Here is a 16,592-nt window from a genome sequence, read left to right as displayed (position 1 = left end):
GCTCCACTCCTGCAGTCAGACCATTCGATCCGTCAGCACGTTCGGCAGGAACCGCAGCGCCGCGTCGATGCCTCGCCATTTCAGGCCGGGCAGCGCGGCGCGGCGCGTTTCGCTTTCGATGGCCCGGACCATCGCGGTGACGCCTTCGTCCAGAGTGGCTGTGAGAGCAGCACTGTCACCTGCGCCGGCCGACATGTCGGTGGCGATGAAACCCGGCAGAAGCGTCGTGACGACGATGTCGGTTCGGGCCAACTCGGTGGCCAACGATTCTCCCAGAGAGGCCACCGCCGCTTTGCTGGCCGAGTAGGTCGCCTTGGCACCGGGCAGACCCCGATCGGCGCTGATGGACGAGACGAACACCAGGTGCCCGTGCTTCTGGGCCCGGAATATCGCCAACGCGGCCTCGGCCTGCGACAGCGCACCGACGAAATTGGTGCGCGCGGTCTGCAGATTGGCGTCCGCGCGACCGGATCCGATTTTCGCACCCTTGCCGAGTCCGGCATTGACGACAACTCGATCCAGGCCGCCCAACTCGTCGCGCAGTTCGCCGAACACCGTCACCACGGCATCGTGATCGGTGACGTCGAGTGCGCGCACCGCCACGGTGATCCCAGGATGCTGCTTCATCAGTTCGGAACGAAGCTCGTCGAGCCGCTCGACCCGTCGCGCACAGAGCGCGAGATCACGGCCCATGGCCGCGAAGCGGCGCGCCATCTCCTCGCCCAGTCCTGAACTCGCGCCGGTGATCAGAATCTTGCTCCGAGTGGTCGCCATAAGCGGGGAGCCTATGTCACTGTGGAGCAATGGCCCCAGAGAGCTCGGAATTCGATGTGATCGTCATCGGCGGAGGACCCGTCGGTGAGAATGCCGCGCAGTACGCGATACAAGGCAGCAGCCGCACCGCCGCCATCGTCGAACACGAACTCGTCGGCGGCGAATGCTCGTACTGGGCATGCATGCCCAGCAAGGCGCTCCTGCGGCCGAGCGAGGTGCTCGATACCGCCCGAAACATGCCGGGCGTGAAAGAACTGGTCGGCGACCAACCCCTCGACGCCGACGCCGTACTGGCCCGACGCGAATCCTTCACCCACGGCCTCGACGACTCGTCGCAGGTGTCGTGGGCCGAGTCCGCGGGCATCTCGGTGATCCGTGGCCACGGACGGCTCAGCGGGGTCAAGACCGTCGAGGTCGACGGCAGAACGCTCACAGCTCGGCATGCGGTGGTGCTGGCCACCGGCACCACCGCGTCGGTGCCGAACACGCCTGGCCTTCGCGATGCCCGACCGTGGATCTCCCGCGACGCCACGAACATTCACGAGACCCCCGGCCACGTGGCCATCATCGGCGGCGGTGTCGTGGCGAGCGAGGCAGCGACGTGGCTGCTGTCCCTGGGGGCGAAAGTCACGATGATCGTGCGCGGCTCGTCCCTGCTGGCCGGCTCCGAGCCGTTCGCCGGGCAGCTCGTCGCCGACGCACTGAAACAACGCGGCGCAACGATCATGCTCGACGCGTCCCTGACGGCCGTGTCGCGGCAAGATCCCGCCGACACCGGCGTCGGCCGAATCCACGGTGGTCCGGTCACTCTCACAGTCGGCGGCGAGGACCTCGTCGTGGACGAGGTGCTGGTCGCGGCGGGCCGCTCCCCGGCGAGCTCGGATCTGGGACTGTCCTCCGTCGGTCTTCCCGACGGCAGATACGTCGACGTCGACGACCACCTCACTGTGGGAGACCACGACTGGCTCTATGCCGTCGGCGATCTCAACGGCCGGGCACCGTTGACGCACATGGGCAAGTATCAGGGACGGGTGGCCGGTGACGTCATCGCCGCCCGGGCCGAGGGAAAGCCGCTCGATCACAAGAAGTTTCGCGCCACCGCCGACCACGGACAGATTCCCCAGGTCGTGTTCACGCCCCTCGAGGTCGCCTCGGTCGGGCTCACCGAGGCCAAGGCGCGCGAAGCCGGTATCGACGTCGAGATCGCGGCCCAGGACATCGCCGTCGCGGGTTCCTCCCTACAGCAGGACGACTACTCGGGTCGTGCGCAGTTGGTGATCGACAGGGCCACCGACACTCTCGTCGGGGCGACCTTCGTCGGGCCGGGGGTGGCGGAATTGGTGCACGCGGCCACCGTTGCCGTGGTCGGGAAGGTATCGCTCGACGATCTGTGGCATGCGGTGCCGTCGTACCCGACTGTCAGCGAAATCTGGCTCCGACTACTCGAATCGCGCCGGTGACAGGTTCAGCTCCGCGCATATGCCGCAGCTATGCCTGCGTAAGTTGTCGGGTCGGTTCGCCTCAGGCGTAGAGCCACCAGGACCCCGAGGATCGCTGCGAGGATCAACACCACCGGTACCGCGTTGACGACGGCAGAATCGGATCCGGTGAGCACGCTGTAATGCGTTCCGGCGAGGATCAATCCGGTCGTGAACCCGAGAAATCCGATGCCCGGGGCAATCGCGGTGCGCCACACGGATCGATCGGGATGGCCGATGAAGAACACGACCACCGACAGTGCCGCGGCGGCCTGCAGCGCAATGACACCCAGAGTGCCGAGGCCGATGGCACCGGCCGCATAACTCAGGTAGGGGTCGGCACCGGCCACCGCGAAGCCCGTCAGCGATACCGCTGCCACCACCGATGCGGTGATGCTTCCGATATGGGGGCTCGCGTGCCGCGGGTGAATTCGGCCGAGCCACACCGGAAGTACCCGCTCACGCCCCAGCGCGAACAGATAACGACTGGCGGCGTTGTGCACCGCCAGATACGACGCGAGCACGCTGGTGCACAGCAGCACTGCGGTGCCGTCGTACAGCACGGTTCCGCCGTACTCACGCGCCAGCGTGAACAGTAGGTTGCCCAGTTCGGTCTGGGCCAGCGCCGGAGCGTCGACACCGCCTGCCGCACCGACGACGATCCAGCTCGTCGTGACGTAGAAGACCGCGATGATCGACACCGCAATGAACGTCGCACGCGGGATGCTCCGCCGCGGGTCCTTGGTCTCCTCCCCGTACAACGCTGCGGATTCGAACCCGATGAAGCTCGAGAAGGCGAACATCATGGCGATACCGAGCGAACCGGAGAACACCTGAGTGGGTGTGAACGACTCCAGTGGCACTGCGGCAGCGCCCTTCTGCCTGACGACCAAGCCGTCGAACACCACCAGAAAAGCGAACTCCAGCACCATCAGTGTCCCCAAGACCTTGGCGGAGAGGTCGGCATTTCTGAACCCGAGAATTGCCACGATCACCACGGCAACGCCGGTGAAGACGTACCACGGAATATCGATGCCCGAATCGGCGAAGACCAGATGGGTGAAATAGCCGAATGCTCCCGAAAGCCCGCACGCAAGTGACGTATACGCGACAACTGCGACATATGCGGCAGCAATTCCGGGCGGTTTACCCAACGCGAGACCGATGTAGGTGTAGAACGCACCGGTACTGTAGACCTGCTGCGCGATCGCCGCGAACCCCACCGAGAAGCAGAGCAGCACAACGGAACTGATCGCGTACGCGGCAGGCAACCCAGCCCCGTTTCCGCGAATCAATGCCAGTGGCACATTACCGATCATGGCCGCCATCGGTGCTGCGGCAGCAACCACCAGAAACACCACTCGCCCGGTGGTCAGAGTACGTCGCTCGGACATCGTTGGGACGCTACCCGTACTGGGAGCACAATGCTGACATGGAATACGAGATGGGCTGACATGGAATATCAACGCGGTTTCGAGAGACTGGTCAATTTCAGCGATGCCGTGGTAGCCATCGCGGCCACGCTGTTGGTTCTACCGCTCGTCGAGTTGGCCGACCCTGGCCGGAGCGACAGCTTCGTGGACGTCTTTCGTGAGCACGGTGTGGAATTCTATGCATTCGTCCTGAGCTTTCTGGTGATCTTCACTCAATGGCTCAGCCACCACCGCGTCTTCCGAAATCTGATCGGCTACACACCTGCACTGATGTGGATCAATTTCGTGTGGCTACTGTCCATCGTGTTCCTCCCCTTTCCGACGAAGCTGATCGCCGAGAAGAACGGATACGACTCGAGTTCGTCGACGCTGTACGTCGCCACAATCGCTGTCTCCGTCATCGCCATGTTCGTCGCGGACGTCGTCGTCTCGCGGCACCCGTCGATCGTGGCCGCTGACTCTCGCGACGTGGAACGAGTCCGCACCGGCGCCGTCGGCTCGGCGTTGATCCTGATCGCGTTCGGTCTGGCGTTCACACCACTCGGCCTGTGGTCACTGCTGATCCTGCTGCTGGCCAAGCCGATCAACCACTTCGCCGATCGACGCACTACACGTAGATTGGTCGAGTGACCGAGAATTCACCGAAGCAGCAGCCGCTTCTCGTGCTGGGCAAGATCACCGAGATTCTCGATGCGTTCTCGTTCGATCGCCCGGCCATGACGCTGGGCGAGATTCAGCAGAGCACCGGGCTGCCCACCTCGACGGTGCAGCGTCTGGTCACCAACCTGGTTCAACAGGGCTTCCTGGATCGAGGCGGCGATCGCATCCGCATCGGGGTGCGGATGGCGTACTGGGCCGCGACGGCGACCAAGGATCTCGACGTGTTGTCGGTCGTCAACCCGATCCTTAAGGACATGCGCGATCTGACGACCGAGACCGCGTGCTTCTTTCGGCCCGAGCAGAACTACCGTGTATGCGTGGCCATTGCCGAGACGCGGCATGCGTTGCGACGAGACATGTACGTCGGCAAGGTCATTCCGCTCAGCGCAGGATCGGCCAGCCGTGTCCTACTGGCCTGGGACTCGGAACTGGCAGAGCGTGTTCTGTCCCGCGAACTCGAATCGCTGACCGAGCAGACGGTGACCGAGGCCGAGACGATGCGGGAACTGTTGGCGCAGACAAGGTCCGACGGCTACGCGATCACCACCGGTGAGCGCGAGACCGGCGCATCGGGGCTGTCCGCTCCGGTGTTCGATTCGGCCTCGGACATCGTCGGTGCCGTCACCATCAGCGGCCCGACATTACGGATGCCGCAGTCGCAGTGCGAGGCCTGGGTGGACCTGCTGATCTCGCATGCCGAACAGATCACCCGGACCCTCGGCGGCCGCTACCCCGCCTGACCCCAGGCCTCGGGATTGACCGGGTGCGGCGGGAGCTCACCGCGCAGCATCGCCACGGCATTGGTGGCGCACAGGCGCGCCATCTCCGAGCGCACCGAGACCGTCGCGCTGCCCACGTGCGGCAGGAGCACGGTATTGGACAGTTCGGCCAGGCCCGGCTCGAGCGCAGGTTCGCGTTCGTAGACGTCCAATCCTGCTGCTGCGATCGATTTCTCACGTAGAGCAACCACCAGCGCTGCCTCGTCGACCACCGGCCCACGCGCGGTATTGATCAGAATCGCCGACGGCTTCATGGCCTCGAACACGGCAGCATCGACCAGATGCCGGGTGGAGTCCGACAACGGGACGTGCAGCGACAGAAAGTCACTCGTTGCGACGATCTCGTCCCACGCCGCATGTTCGACGCGGCCGGCGAACTCACCGAGTTCGTCGTCGGAGACCTCGCGGTCGCCGGGCGGCCGGGGGCAGAACTTCACCGTCATGCCGAAACCCAGTGCCCGCCGAGCGGTGGCCCGCGCGATCCGGCCGAAACCGGCAAGGCCGAGCACACGGCCCGAGACATCGCTGCCCAGCAGCAGTTCGGGCTCCCACCCGGTGAAGGATCCGGACCGAACGAAGGCATCGGCCTCGACGGCGCGGCGGGCCGTGGACAGAATGAGGAGCATCGCGATGTCCGCGGTCGAATCCGTCAGCACACCTGGAGTGTTCGCCGCGGTGATTCCGTGGCGTGTGGCGGCCGCGATGTCGATATTGTCGAATCCGACGGCGTAGTTGGAGATCCCGGTGATCGACGCCGTAGCGAGAAGTTCCGCGTCGAACCGGTCGCGCAACTGCGAGACGACCACGGAATACGTACCCGATGCGCAGGCGTCGAGAAGCTGCTCGTGGTCCAACGAGCGGAGGTCGACCTCGCCGGCGGCCCGCAGAATGTCCATGCCGGGAGCCGGGATTTCCGACGTGACGAGAATGCGGCTCATACGACCCACTCGAACACGTGCGCCTCGGACCTGGCACCCTGCACGGTTTTCGATCGCATGGGCTCCTCCAGTTCGGCCAGCAGGCCCTCCGACAGAGAGACCATGCGTGCCAGCGTCTTCGGCTCGAACCAGTCCGGCCTCGTCGCGAAGAGAATGTCCTCGGACGAGGTGTTGCCACTGGCACCGGGGGCGAAGGGGCAGCCGCCCAGTCCGCCGAGCGAACCGTCGACCATCGCGGCTCCGGCCGAGATGGCGGCCAGAGTGTTCGCGACGCCCAGACCCCAGGTGTCGTGACCGTGGAACACCACCCGGCGGTCCGGAGTTTCCGCGCGCACCCGTGAGATCAGCGACGACACCTGAACCGGTACTGCCTGTCCGAGGGTGTCGCAGATGACAATATCCGTTGCGCCCGTAGCTCGTTCGTCGTTGGCGATCTCGATGACCCGATCCGGCGGTACCTGTCCCTCGAAAGGACAGGTGAACGACGTTGCGATACACAACTCGATCTGTCCGCCCACCGAGCGGGTGATGTCGACGGCATCGGGCATCGCGGCCAGCGACACCTCGGTGGTGCGCCCGATGTTGGCCTGGTTGTGCGAGTCCGACGCGGAGAAGCAGTACTGGAAGTTGCGAGCCCCTGCAGCAGCGGCCTTCTCGACGTGGCGTGGAGTGGCGACCCACACCCAGCATCGCTCGAGTTCCTCGGCGGTCAGCTCGCCGATGACCTCGAGGGTGTTGGCCATGGGTGGCACTTTGTCGCCGCGTGCCATCGAGCCGATCTCGAGTGCCGGCACGCCGAGTTCGATGAGGGCCCTGATGATCTCGAGTTTGCGTCCGGTGGGGAGCATCTTGCCGGTGAGCTGCAGTCCGTCGCGCATCGTGACGTCGCGTAGCTCCGCGGTGGGGGTGAAGCGGTACATCTACAGGCCCATCTCTTCGTCGGTGCGGCCGAGCAGCGTCGACAGTACTTCTCTGGTGTGCTCGCCCAGATCCGGCCCGACCGAACGGATCGGCAGGGATGCGTCACCGATCACCGGGACGACTCCGACGAACCCGACGTCGGTGGGCTCTTCCTGGCCGGTGTCGACCGGAAAGTGCTGAATCATGTTGCGGGCCGCGTACTGTTCGTCGGCGACGATATCCGCGGCGGTGTAGATCGGACCCGACGGCACCCCCGCGGCATCGAGGATCTTCAATGCCTCGGCGCGCGAACGCAATCCGGTCCAGGCCGAGATAGCGGCGTCCAGCTCGTCCCGGCGACGCCACCGGCCGGCGTTGGTCGCCAGGTCCGGATCGGCTCCCAGATCGGGACGGTCGATGGTCTCCATGTAACGCTGGAAGATGGCGTCGCCGTTACCTGCGATGATGATCGAGTGACCGTCGTTGCACGGGTACGCATTCGAGGGCGCGATGCCCTCCATTCGGCCGCCCGTCCGTTCGCGTTCGACGCCGTACGCCAGATAGTCCGGAATCAGCGACTCCATCATCGACAGTATGGATTCGTTCAAGGCCACGTCGATGGAACGCTGTTCGAGCGACAACGGGTCCGATGTCTCTGCTGCGCGCTGCGTCTGTCGTTGGAACAACGCCATGACACATCCGAACGCCGCATAGAGACCGGCGATCGAGTCGCCGATCGACACACCAACCCGCACGGGCGGCCTGTCCGGATCACCGACGAGGTTGCGGAAACCGCCGTACGCCTCTGCCACAGCGGCAAATCCGGGTCGCTGCGACATCGGGCCGGTTTGCCCGAATGCCGAGATACGCGTGATGATCAGCTCCGGATTGGCGGCACTGAGCACCTCGGGCGAGATCCCCCACTTCTCGAGTGTGCCGGGCCGGAAGTTCTCGAGCACGATGTCGCAGTGCGCGGCGAGGTCGACCACATCTTTGCGTCCCTGCTCGGTGCGCAGGTCCAGCACGATCGATTTCTTGTTCCGGTTGATCGTGCGGTACAGCATCGACGTCGTACCGGAATACAGCCGCCAATTGCGCAGTTCGTCACCGGTACCCGGCCTCTCGACCTTGATCACCTCGGCACCGAAATCGGCGAGCATCCTGGCCGCCGTAGGTGCGGCGATGTAGTTGCCGAGTTCGAGAACTCGAACTCCACTGAGCGGCAATGCCATTGTGTTCCTTTCGGTATTCGCGGAAGAGGTCACAGGATCCAGCTCATCGGCACGATCAAGGCGATGGCGATGACCGATGCCACCGACACGCCCACCGAGCACGTCTTGAGTGTGCCCCTCGTCGACTGGCCCATCAAGGACTGCAGCAGCCAGAACGTGTTGCTGGTGACGTGCACGGCGAACAACGATCCGGCACCGGCGGCGAGAGCGATGAACACCGGGTCGAGACCGATCAGCGGCGCGACGGGCGCGAGGATACCGGCGGAGGTGATGGCCGAGATCGTCACCGATCCGACGGCGATGTGCAGCGCGGCAGCGATGACCCACACCATCAGCAGTGGTGCCGCGGTACTGGCCGTGAAGTACTGGCCGAGGATGTCGCCGAGACCGGCTTCGTTGATGACGGCTGCAAGCGATCCACCGACACCGGTGAGAATGAGGATCTGACCGCTCTCGGCGAATCCACGAGCGAGAGCTTTCTCCACCCGCTCCTGGCCGACGTGGTAACGGCCGATGAGGCACGTCCCGACCAGTCCGAGGAGCAGCGCGATGACCGGGCTGGCGATGAATTCGACTACCGGAACCGAGATCTCGGCGACTTCGAGAACGGCACCGATGGCGATCAGGACGAGCGCGAGCAGCAACGGCGAGAGCAACACCAGCAGCGAGGTCTGCTTCTCGGTGCGCACCTTTTGGGCCACGCCGCCGCCGGCGCCGAGGGGCTCGTCGTCGGACTCGACAGGCTCCGAGACCACCGGCTCCGACACCGCGATGATCTGTTGCTCGTCCTTCTCCTCGTTCCACCAACCGTGCCGGAAAACGAACGACATGATGGCCACCGACAGCACGACGACAGGAACGATGAGGATCAGTCCGTAGATCATCATCTTGCCCAACGGCACGCCGAGCAGTCCGGCCAACGCCAGCGTCGCGACTCCGGGGACCATGAAGACGATGCCGCACTCCAGCGCGATGGCCAGCGCCGTGGCCATCCTCGCCGTGCCGTACTTGCCGATCTTGGGTGCGAGATTGCGAGCGAGCGGTGCGGAGATCACGAGCAACACGTCGAGGAAGATGGACTGCAACAGAGTCGCGATGGTCAGCGACAGCGCGTACGGGAGCCGCTTGGGGCCGAAGGCTCTCAGCAGAGTGCCGACGAGACGCTGGATGGCGCTCATCTCCTGCAGCACCGAACCCATCAGGACGCCGAACGCGATGAGCAATCCGACCTCGGCCATGATCTCGCCGAATCCGCCGGTGATCGTGTCGACAGTGGTCGACACTCCCAGCTTGGTCGCCAGGCCCAGGTACGCAGCCCCGAGCACCAGCGAAATCACCGGGTTGAAATGGAAACGAACGATGAAGACCACCACCGCCAGTACTGCGACGACGGTGTTGATCACGATCCACAAATCGGACATCGGTAGGTCTTTCCACCAGAGAGTGACCGCCGCCATGCATGACGGGCCGGTGTGATGCGTCGCACCATTGCTCACATTATGGGTACAGATTTACTTCGTGAGCAAGAGCGGCCCCCGACTTCGCGTCAGATGGGCTGCGCGCGCCGAATCGACAGCGCAGCTCGCGAGGCATCCAGTTCGACCGGGGAGCGAACCGACAGCGGTCCGACTCGCAGGATTCCGTCCGAGAGCGGCTCGACCCGCAATCCACCGCGACCGATCAGTGCCTTGCGAGCGCCGTCGACCACCATGCGGTCCATCCACGCGCACGGATGGGCAGGTCGGCCGCCCCGGAAGCGAATCCAGCCGTCACCGGAATCGAGCTCGAATTCCAGTCCGCGCAGTGGGTCGAGCTCCAACCCGCGGACCACAACGTTTCGCCTGGCCACGGCCGGGTCGGGAACGTCGACGCCCAGAACCTCGCCGACGGCATCCCAGGCTTCGAGTGCCAGAAAGCTCACCGCTGCCTCGGTATGAGCCTTGACCCCGAAGAACCGATCGCCGCGGATGCCCTTGTGGGCGACGATCTCGACGCTGTCCGGCAATTCGGTCGGCACCTCGGCTGGGCCGTCCTTGGATCTCCCGAAGTACGCATGCGAGGGCGCTCGCAGCAGCTCCACTATCTCGGCTCGATACTCGAAAGGCATGCTTTCGAGTCTGCCCGGTACCCGACCCTGCCGGTTCTTACCACCGGGTAAGAAGCGCCCGGTAGTATCGCGAAATGGCTGTGAAAACACGCGTGACCACGACGGACGGCATGATCGAGGGAAAGCCGGTCGGCGATCTCACCACCTGGCGGGGCATTCCCTACGCCGCCCCTCCCGTCGGTCCCCTCCGGTTTCGCGCACCTCAACCCACCCAGCCGTGGCAGGGCGTGCGCGACGCGACCGAGTGGGGCAACGCATCCGTTCAGCACAAGCGGGGCACGATGCTCGCAATCGGCAAGTACCAACCGTCGAGCGAGGATTGCCTGACACTCAACGTCCTGGCACCGAGCACGCCGAGCACGACACCCAGACCGGTCATGGTGTTCATCCACGGCGGTGCATACACCCTCGGCACGTCGGCCACCCCGCTGTACGGCGGAGGTTCGCTGGTCCGGCGCTCGCTGCAGGACGGCGACGGCATCATCTACGTGTCGGTCAACTACCGACTCGGCGCTTTGGGCTACCTCGACATGTCGCGATTCTCGACCCCCGAGCGGCCGTTCGATTCCAACCTGGGACTACGCGACCAGGTGGCGGCATTGGAGTGGGTAAAGCGCAACATCGCCGAGTTCGGCGGAGATCCCGACAACGTCACCGTCTTCGGCGAGTCCGCAGGCGGCAATGCCGTCACCACCCTGATGACAGTGCCCGCCGCGAAAGGCCTTTTCGCGCAGGCAATTGCCGAAAGCTCGGCACCGGGCATGACGACCGCCAAGCACCGGGCGGACCAGTGGGCGAGCGAGTACGTCGGGTACCTCGGAGGCACCGCCGAGACCGCGGTGGAAACCCTGGAGAACGCCGAGGTACTGGCACTCGGCCGAGCAGGCACCAAACTCGGACTCACCACGCTGCACCGCACTCCCGGCCTGCTCCCCTTCGGCCCGGTGATCGACGGTGATTTCCTTCCTGTCGATCCGGTCGAGGCGTACGCGAACGGCACCGCACACAACGTGCCGCTGATCATCGGCACCAATGCCCGTGAGGGAACACTGTTTCCGAAGTTTCTGGACGCGTTGCCCACCAACCCCGAACGCATTTCCAAACTCTTCTCCCTCACCGATCCCGCGGCAGAACCGGTTGTCACCGGCGGATACCGGGGATACCCGAGCGAGCGGGCCGCCATCGACTTCGGCGGAGATTTCACGTTCTGGAAGCCGTCTCTCGAAGTGGCCGAAGGACATTCGCGTCACGCACCGACGTACTTCTATCGATTCGACTTCGCCCCTCGGTCGATGAAGTTGCTGGGCCTCGACGCCACTCACGGGTTCGAGTTGTTCGCCGTCTTCGGCATCAACGAGACGTTGTTCGGCAAGGCCCTGACCGCGACAGGGGGACGAAAGTCGTTCGCGGAGGTCACCGAGCACGTGCAGTCACACTGGATTGCGTTCGCCACCAACGGAAAGCCGTTGGAATCGTGGCCGGCCTACGACGAAGCCGAGCGCAAGACACTGATCTTCGACACGCGCACTCGGGTGCAGAAAGATCCGCGCAGCGATCGCCGCAAAGCGTGGGAAGGCTATCGCGGCTACGCCAGCCAGACGCTCGAACCCGCTACTTGAGCAACCGCGACATCCGGCGGTCGGCAAGAATCTTGCCGGCCGTCTGGCACGTCGCGCAGTACTGAAAAGAGCGGTCCACGTAGGCGACCTCGCGCACCGGATCTCCGCACACCGGGCACGGCAGCCCGGTTCTGGCGTGCACCCGCATGCCGGATCGCTTCTCCCCCTTCAGACGCGCCGCATCCTGCCCGGCCGAGCGGTCCACCGCGTCGGACAGGACCGAGCGCATCGCGGCATAGAGAACCGCGACGGATTCCGCGTCGAGCTTGCTCGACGACGCGAACGGCGAGAGCTTGGCGACGTGCAGAATCTCGTCCGAGTAGGCGTTGCCGATTCCGGCGAGCAACGATTGGTCCACCAACGAGGTCTTCAGACGCGCTGTGGTGCTGCCCAGTATCTCGGCGAATTCGAGCTCGGTGACCGTCATCGCGTCCGGCCCGAGCCGGGCGATGCTCGCAACCTGCTGAGGATCACGGACCACCCAGACCGCCAATCGCTTTTTGGTACCGGCTTCGGTCAGGTCGATGGCGGGCGTCGCGCCCTCGGGAGTGAAGAAGTGGATCCGCAACGCCAGCGGCCCCTTGCCCGGTTTCGGCGGAGCAACACTGGGGTTGTCCACCCATCGCAGCCAACCCCCACGCGACAGGTGGGTGATCAGCCACAGGTCACCCGCCTGCAGCGCCAGATGCTTTCCAAAGCGCGCGGCATCGGTGACGTCGCGACCCTGCAGATCGGTGATCGGCGGATCGAATGTCTTGAGAACACTGAGTGCCGCGATGTCGATGCGGCCGATCACGGCACCGACGGCATGCTCGCGCAAGAAACCGGCAAGGGCTTCCACCTCGGGTAATTCCGGCATGCGTCCAGTATGCAGCTACGATGGCCGTCGTGATGGTTCCGACTCCGTACGAAGATCTGCTGCGCCGCATCCTCGACACCGGTACAGCCAAATCCGACCGGACGGGAACCGGGACGACCAGCGTGTTCGGGCATCAGATGCGCTTCGATCTGGCCGCGGGCTTCCCGTTGATCACCACCAAGAAGGTCCATCTCAAGTCGATCGTCTACGAACTGCTGTGGTTTCTGCGCGGAGACTCCAATGTCACGTGGCTGCAGGAACACGGCGTCAGCATCTGGGACGAGTGGGCAGCGCCGGACGGCGAGCTCGGCCCCGTCTACGGAGTGCAGTGGCGTTCGTGGCCGACCCCGTCGGGCGAGCACATCGACCAGATCAGCCAGGTCATCGAGACCCTGAAGACCGATCCGGATTCGCGGCGAATGATCGTCTCGGCGTGGAACGTCGGTGAAATCCCGCAGATGGCCCTGCCGCCGTGCCATGCGTTCTTCCAGTTCTATGTCGCCGACGGCAAGCTCTCGTGCCAGTTGTATCAACGCAGCGCAGACATGTTCCTCGGCGTGCCCTTCAACATCGCCAGCTACGCACTGCTCACCCACATGGTCGCCGCACAGACCGGCCTCGACGTCGGCGAGTTCGTGTGGACCGGGGGCGATTGCCACATCTACGACAACCACCGCGATCAGGTTGCCGAGCAGCTCTCCCGCGAGGCGTACCCCTACCCGACTCTGAGACTGGCACAACGGGATTCGATCTTCGACTACACCTTCGACGACGTCGAGATCATCGACTATCAGCACCACCCTGCAATCAAGGCCCCGGTAGCAGTGTGAGTGCACCGCGCTTCGTCGGTCTGATCTGGGCTCAGAGCACCGCGGGCATCATCGGAGACGCCGGATCGATCCCCTGGCACGTGCCCGAGGACATGGCGCACTTCAAATCGAAGACGGCCGAGCACCCGGTGATCATGGGCCGGAAGACGTGGGACTCCTTGCCCGCGAAGTTCCGTCCACTGCCGGGCCGTCGCAACCTCGTGGTCACCCGCAACTCCTCGTGGGCCGCAGACGGTGCCGAGACCGCACCGAGTGTCGCCGACGCAGTGGCCCTGATAGGCGACAGCCCGATCTGGATCATCGGCGGCGGCGAAATCTATCGCAGTGCAATGGGTATCGCGACCCACCTCGAAGTCACCGAGATCGATCTCGACGTCGACGGCGATACGAGAGCCCCCGAGATTTCGGACGAATGGAGTGCCGAGGCGGGCGATTGGCAGAACAGCCGCGTGGACGGAACGCGATTCCGTTGGGTCGAGTACGGAAAGCCTACCCAAACTGTTTGAGCGCGTTCATGATTCCCCCATCGCGGCTGCGGGTGGTGCGTCATACTGGCGGCTATGGACAAGAAGTCACTCACCGCACTTGCCCGTCAGCAACTCAAGCTCGCAGTCGGCGCGTCGAGTGGCCGCAGTTCGCAGACGGTGTACGGCGGCCACAGCCGCAAATTGAGGCAGACCGTCGTGGCGCTGGCCGCAGGCAACAGGCTGGCCGAACACGATCTCAGCGGTGAGTCGACCGTCCTCGTCCTGAGCGGCAAGTTGGAGCTGATCAGCGGTGAGAAGACCTGGAAGGGCTCGACCGGCGATCTCCTCGTCATCCCCGACGCACGACACAGCGTCGAAGCGCTCGAAGACGTCAGCTTCTTGTTGACCGTCGCTATGTGACCGCTTTCCTGACGACCAGCACCGGGCAATCTGCGGTGTCGACCAGAGCGAAGCTCGTCGACCCGAGCAGCATTCCCCCGAATCCGCCGCGTCCCCGATTACCCACCACGATCAGCGCTGCCGTTTCGGACAGTCCACTGAGCACCCGAACGGGGCGATCCTGGGCGACGACGCGTTGGACGTCGACCTCCGGGAACCGCTCTTGCCACCCGGCGAGACTTTCCGCCAGCAGCGCTTCCTCGGTGTCGGTGATGGACTGCCAGTCCGCGGGTGCCCGGCCGAACGAGCGCGTCAGATCCACGTCGGACCACACGTGTACCGCGATCAACGGAGCATCACGTGCCGAGGCCTCGGCGAACGCCCACTCGACCGCTGGCTGATTGACGTCGGAGCCGTCCACGCCGACGACGACCGGGCCCTCGGCGACGGGACGGCCGTCGATGTCCCGGCCGCGTACGACGGCCACTGGCGACACGCTGTGGGCTGCCAGAGAGATTGTCACAGCGCCCGTTTCGCTCGCTCCGATCACCAACAGCTCGGCTTGGGCCGATACGCCGATGAGTACGTCCATCACGCCGCCTTCGACGGCACTCGAGGTCACCTCGAACGTCGGGTCGTCGACGACCGACACGGCCAGCGTTTCCGCGGCTGCGAGCCGCGATTTAGCGGTGGCGACGAATTCCGTTGCCTCGCCTGCAAATTCGCTCAGATCGACAACGCCCGGCATGTCGACGGCCGTCACGATGTGCAATCGCCGATCCCGTCGCCGAGCGCACAGGGCCGCCCAGATCACAGCCTTGTCGGCCGCAGCGGAACCGTCGATGCCGACGATGATCGGTCGATGCCCTGTCACGTGCCGGCCTCCGGTAGTAGCCCCGAGCCCGCTGGCTCGGTGAATGACGAACAGGGGTTCAGGCTAGTCGATGAATGGTCGCCGAAGGCGTGATGCACTCACGTCAGCTGGCGCGCAGCGCGTCTGCGTACCCCGGAGTTCGGGTTCGGTTCGCCTCGGCTGCCGCGGCCCGGGTGTCGAGATGGACCAGGTAGTCGGCCAATTGGTCGCGGCTGCGGACACCGACACCCAGGTCGGTCCGCTCGAAGACGCGCCACCGAGCGAGCAACGGCAGCAGCACCTCGTCGAGATGACGTCGAAGATCGAAGATCCCGTCCCGCTCGATGAGCATGGCGCTCCGACCGAAGCCGGGAAGGTTGGTACCCGGCAACTGCGCGTTCATGACGACTTCGGTGATTGCCGTGACGGTCGGAGCGGGGGCGACGTCGAGCGCTGCCGACACAAGATTCGCAAAGAAGGTGACGTGCAGTTTCTGGTCGTCGACTATCCGGCCGAGCAAGCGATCGGCAACCGGATCGTGGCACTGGTGTGCGGTATTCGTATGGCAGACGCTACTGATCGTTTCGTCGAGGGTCACCTGCGCCAGAGAACGAAGGAGGTGAGCGCCGTTCATCGGGGAGTCGAATCCCACCGTCTTGCACTGTGCGCGAGCTCGACCGAGTGCCGTCGGATCGACGCTGCGCGTGGCCACCAAATAGTCGGTGACGGCTGCAGCATGCCGGGTGCGCTCGGCGCTCCACTCGGCGAGCCAGGCAGGCCACGAGCCAGTACCCGACGCCGCGACCTCGCACCGATACAGCGGAATGTTCTGCTCGGTGAGGAGATCGGTGACCAGTGCCGCCTTGGCGGCTTCGGTCAGCGGTGACGTACGCGTTCCCCAGTACATCTCGGTCCGGACGAAATCCGTGGGCTGCCAGGAGACAGCTGTCGAGCGGTGGCGCGCGAGGTTGTCGTCGATCGTCGGCTGCAGTTCCCGTAGAACCGTGAACTGCCCGATGTCGCTGCGCATACTCGTCCTCTCACCCCGCTCGTCCGGACCGATCCGAGATCAAAGTAGGCGCGTAGCGCAGGCGATGGGACCGCCTTCTGCATTGTTTAGGGCAAGTCGCAAGGCCCCTCGTGACCCGCTCGAGATAAATCACAACGAGTTTTGCCGAAACCATGGATCACACGTAGATAACAACCTATGATCGATCCCGTTAGAGGCCAGGAAACAAACTCAAAGTTTGAAAAACCTGCCATT

At 64.6% G+C, this 16,592-nt stretch carries 17 protein-coding genes; 7 read left to right on the top strand and 10 right to left on the bottom strand.

Going from position 1 to position 16,592, the window contains the following annotated elements:
- Positions 1 to 15: 15 nt before the first annotated feature.
- Positions 16 to 774, bottom strand: coding sequence for an SDR family oxidoreductase (locus CH278_RS08870; RefSeq protein ID WP_032371257.1), 759 nt, complete (start codon positions 772 to 774; stop codon positions 16 to 18).
- Positions 775 to 803: 29 nt separating this feature from the next.
- Here CH278_RS08870 and CH278_RS08865 point away from each other — a divergent pair, with 29 nt between their 5' ends.
- On the top strand, positions 804 to 2,234 hold the full coding sequence (locus tag CH278_RS08865) for a dihydrolipoyl dehydrogenase family protein (RefSeq protein WP_032365941.1): 1,431 nt from the start codon (positions 804 to 806) through the stop codon (positions 2,232 to 2,234).
- Between the two features lie 5 nt (positions 2,235 to 2,239).
- On the opposite strand, the gene CH278_RS08860 is transcribed toward CH278_RS08865, so the two are convergent.
- On the bottom strand, positions 2,240 to 3,646 hold the full coding sequence (locus CH278_RS08860) for an APC family permease (RefSeq protein WP_032365942.1): 1,407 nt from the start codon (positions 3,644 to 3,646) through the stop codon (positions 2,240 to 2,242).
- Positions 3,647 to 3,706: 60 nt separating this feature from the next.
- Between CH278_RS08860 and CH278_RS08855 the strand changes: the two genes are divergently transcribed.
- Together CH278_RS08855 and CH278_RS08850 are read left to right on the top strand one after the other, a co-directional pair.
- Positions 3,707 to 4,315, top strand: a complete 609-nt coding sequence (locus tag CH278_RS08855; RefSeq protein WP_027495998.1) for a TMEM175 family protein — start codon at positions 3,707 to 3,709, stop codon at positions 4,313 to 4,315.
- On the top strand, positions 4,312 to 5,085 hold the full coding sequence (locus CH278_RS08850; RefSeq protein WP_228139160.1) for an IclR family transcriptional regulator: 774 nt from the start codon (positions 4,312 to 4,314) through the stop codon (positions 5,083 to 5,085). Before CH278_RS08855 ends, CH278_RS08850 begins: the two co-directional genes overlap by 4 nt.
- On the opposite strand, the gene CH278_RS08845 is transcribed toward CH278_RS08850, so the two are convergent.
- The 5 genes from CH278_RS08845 to CH278_RS08825 form a co-directional block, all read right to left on the bottom strand.
- A complete protein-coding gene (locus CH278_RS08845) occupies positions 5,073 to 6,062 on the bottom strand; it encodes a 2-hydroxyacid dehydrogenase (protein WP_048319410.1) in 990 nt (329 codons plus the stop codon). The two genes, CH278_RS08850 and CH278_RS08845, sit on opposite strands and share 13 nt — an antisense overlap.
- Positions 6,059 to 6,982, bottom strand: a complete 924-nt coding sequence (locus CH278_RS08840; protein WP_094621646.1) for a hydroxymethylglutaryl-CoA lyase — start codon at positions 6,980 to 6,982, stop codon at positions 6,059 to 6,061. Before CH278_RS08840 ends, CH278_RS08845 begins: the two co-directional genes overlap by 4 nt.
- Positions 6,983 to 8,194, bottom strand: a complete 1,212-nt coding sequence (locus tag CH278_RS08835) for a CaiB/BaiF CoA transferase family protein (protein WP_027495994.1) — start codon at positions 8,192 to 8,194, stop codon at positions 6,983 to 6,985.
- Between the two features lie 29 nt (positions 8,195 to 8,223).
- Positions 8,224 to 9,615 carry a GntP family permease gene (locus tag CH278_RS08830; RefSeq protein WP_032381826.1) on the bottom strand — a complete coding sequence of 464 codons (1,392 nt, stop codon included), beginning with the start codon at positions 9,613 to 9,615 and terminating at the stop codon, positions 8,224 to 8,226.
- Between the two features lie 125 nt (positions 9,616 to 9,740).
- Complete coding sequence (locus CH278_RS08825; protein ID WP_032365947.1) at positions 9,741 to 10,301, bottom strand: molybdenum cofactor biosysynthesis protein; 561 nt, start codon at positions 10,299 to 10,301, stop codon at positions 9,741 to 9,743.
- A 74-nt stretch (positions 10,302 to 10,375) separates the two neighbouring features.
- Between CH278_RS08825 and CH278_RS08820 the strand changes: the two genes are divergently transcribed.
- Positions 10,376 to 11,920 (top strand): carboxylesterase/lipase family protein, encoded by a 1,545-nt coding sequence (locus tag CH278_RS08820; protein ID WP_094621645.1) that lies wholly within the window; start codon positions 10,376 to 10,378, stop codon positions 11,918 to 11,920.
- Here CH278_RS08820 and CH278_RS08815 read toward each other — a convergent pair.
- Positions 11,913 to 12,779 (bottom strand): DNA-formamidopyrimidine glycosylase family protein, encoded by an 867-nt coding sequence (locus CH278_RS08815; RefSeq protein ID WP_027495990.1) that lies wholly within the window; start codon positions 12,777 to 12,779, stop codon positions 11,913 to 11,915. The two genes, CH278_RS08820 and CH278_RS08815, sit on opposite strands and share 8 nt — an antisense overlap.
- A gap of 29 nt (positions 12,780 to 12,808) precedes the next feature.
- Here CH278_RS08815 and CH278_RS08810 point away from each other — a divergent pair, with 29 nt between their 5' ends.
- From CH278_RS08810 to CH278_RS08800, 3 genes are read left to right on the top strand one after another with little or no spacing between them, the layout of a single operon-like run.
- Positions 12,809 to 13,609, top strand: coding sequence for a thymidylate synthase (locus CH278_RS08810; RefSeq protein WP_306436692.1), 801 nt, complete (start codon positions 12,809 to 12,811; stop codon positions 13,607 to 13,609).
- A complete protein-coding gene (locus CH278_RS08805; protein WP_032385707.1) occupies positions 13,606 to 14,115 on the top strand; it encodes a dihydrofolate reductase in 510 nt (169 codons plus the stop codon). Before CH278_RS08810 ends, CH278_RS08805 begins: the two co-directional genes overlap by 4 nt.
- Positions 14,116 to 14,169: 54 nt before the next feature.
- The gene (locus tag CH278_RS08800; RefSeq protein ID WP_094621643.1) at positions 14,170 to 14,496 is read left to right on the top strand and encodes a cupin domain-containing protein; all 327 of its coding nucleotides are present in this window, start codon (positions 14,170 to 14,172) and stop codon (positions 14,494 to 14,496) included.
- Here CH278_RS08800 and CH278_RS08795 read toward each other — a convergent pair.
- Together CH278_RS08795 and CH278_RS08790 are read right to left on the bottom strand one after the other, a co-directional pair.
- A complete protein-coding gene (locus CH278_RS08795; protein WP_094621642.1) occupies positions 14,489 to 15,349 on the bottom strand; it encodes a universal stress protein in 861 nt (286 codons plus the stop codon). The genes CH278_RS08800 and CH278_RS08795 overlap by 8 nt on opposite strands.
- Before the next feature lie 103 nt (positions 15,350 to 15,452).
- Positions 15,453 to 16,358, bottom strand: a complete 906-nt coding sequence (locus tag CH278_RS08790) for an acyl-ACP desaturase (RefSeq protein ID WP_094621641.1) — start codon at positions 16,356 to 16,358, stop codon at positions 15,453 to 15,455.
- Between the last annotated feature and the right edge of the window lie 234 nt (positions 16,359 to 16,592).

Source organism: Rhodococcus sp. 05-2254-5, assembly GCF_002258575.1.
Classification (GTDB): domain Bacteria; phylum Actinomycetota; class Actinomycetes; order Mycobacteriales; family Mycobacteriaceae; genus Rhodococcoides; species Rhodococcoides fascians.
This window is presented reverse-complemented; position numbering and strand designations above follow the sequence as displayed.

What these genes read in the sequence shown, in the direction of transcription:
- CH278_RS08815 (WP_027495990.1), bottom strand. Translation starts at nt 12,779, where the DNA reads ATGCCGGAATTACCCGAGGTGGAAGCCCTTGCCGGTTTCTTGCGCGAG.
- CH278_RS08870 (WP_032371257.1), bottom strand. Translation starts at nt 774, where the DNA reads ATGGCGACCACTCGGAGCAAGATTCTGATCACCGGCGCGAGTTCAGGA.
- CH278_RS08825 (WP_032365947.1), bottom strand. Translation starts at nt 10,301, where the DNA reads ATGCCTTTCGAGTATCGAGCCGAGATAGTGGAGCTGCTGCGAGCGCCC.
- CH278_RS08840 (WP_094621646.1), bottom strand. Translation starts at nt 6,982, where the DNA reads ATGTACCGCTTCACCCCCACCGCGGAGCTACGCGACGTCACGATGCGC.
- CH278_RS08845 (WP_048319410.1), bottom strand. Translation starts at nt 6,062, where the DNA reads ATGAGCCGCATTCTCGTCACGTCGGAAATCCCGGCTCCCGGCATGGAC.
- CH278_RS08835 (WP_027495994.1), bottom strand. Translation starts at nt 8,194, where the DNA reads ATGGCATTGCCGCTCAGTGGAGTTCGAGTTCTCGAACTCGGCAACTAC.
- CH278_RS08855 (WP_027495998.1), top strand. Translation starts at nt 3,707, where the DNA reads ATGGAATATCAACGCGGTTTCGAGAGACTGGTCAATTTCAGCGATGCC.
- CH278_RS08830 (WP_032381826.1), bottom strand. Translation starts at nt 9,615, where the DNA reads ATGTCCGATTTGTGGATCGTGATCAACACCGTCGTCGCAGTACTGGCG.
- CH278_RS08790 (WP_094621641.1), bottom strand. Translation starts at nt 16,358, where the DNA reads ATGCGCAGCGACATCGGGCAGTTCACGGTTCTACGGGAACTGCAGCCG.
- CH278_RS08800 (WP_094621643.1), top strand. Translation starts at nt 14,170, where the DNA reads ATGGACAAGAAGTCACTCACCGCACTTGCCCGTCAGCAACTCAAGCTC.
- CH278_RS08820 (WP_094621645.1), top strand. Translation starts at nt 10,376, where the DNA reads ATGGCTGTGAAAACACGCGTGACCACGACGGACGGCATGATCGAGGGA.
- CH278_RS08865 (WP_032365941.1), top strand. Translation starts at nt 804, where the DNA reads ATGGCCCCAGAGAGCTCGGAATTCGATGTGATCGTCATCGGCGGAGGA.
- CH278_RS08860 (WP_032365942.1), bottom strand. Translation starts at nt 3,646, where the DNA reads ATGTCCGAGCGACGTACTCTGACCACCGGGCGAGTGGTGTTTCTGGTG.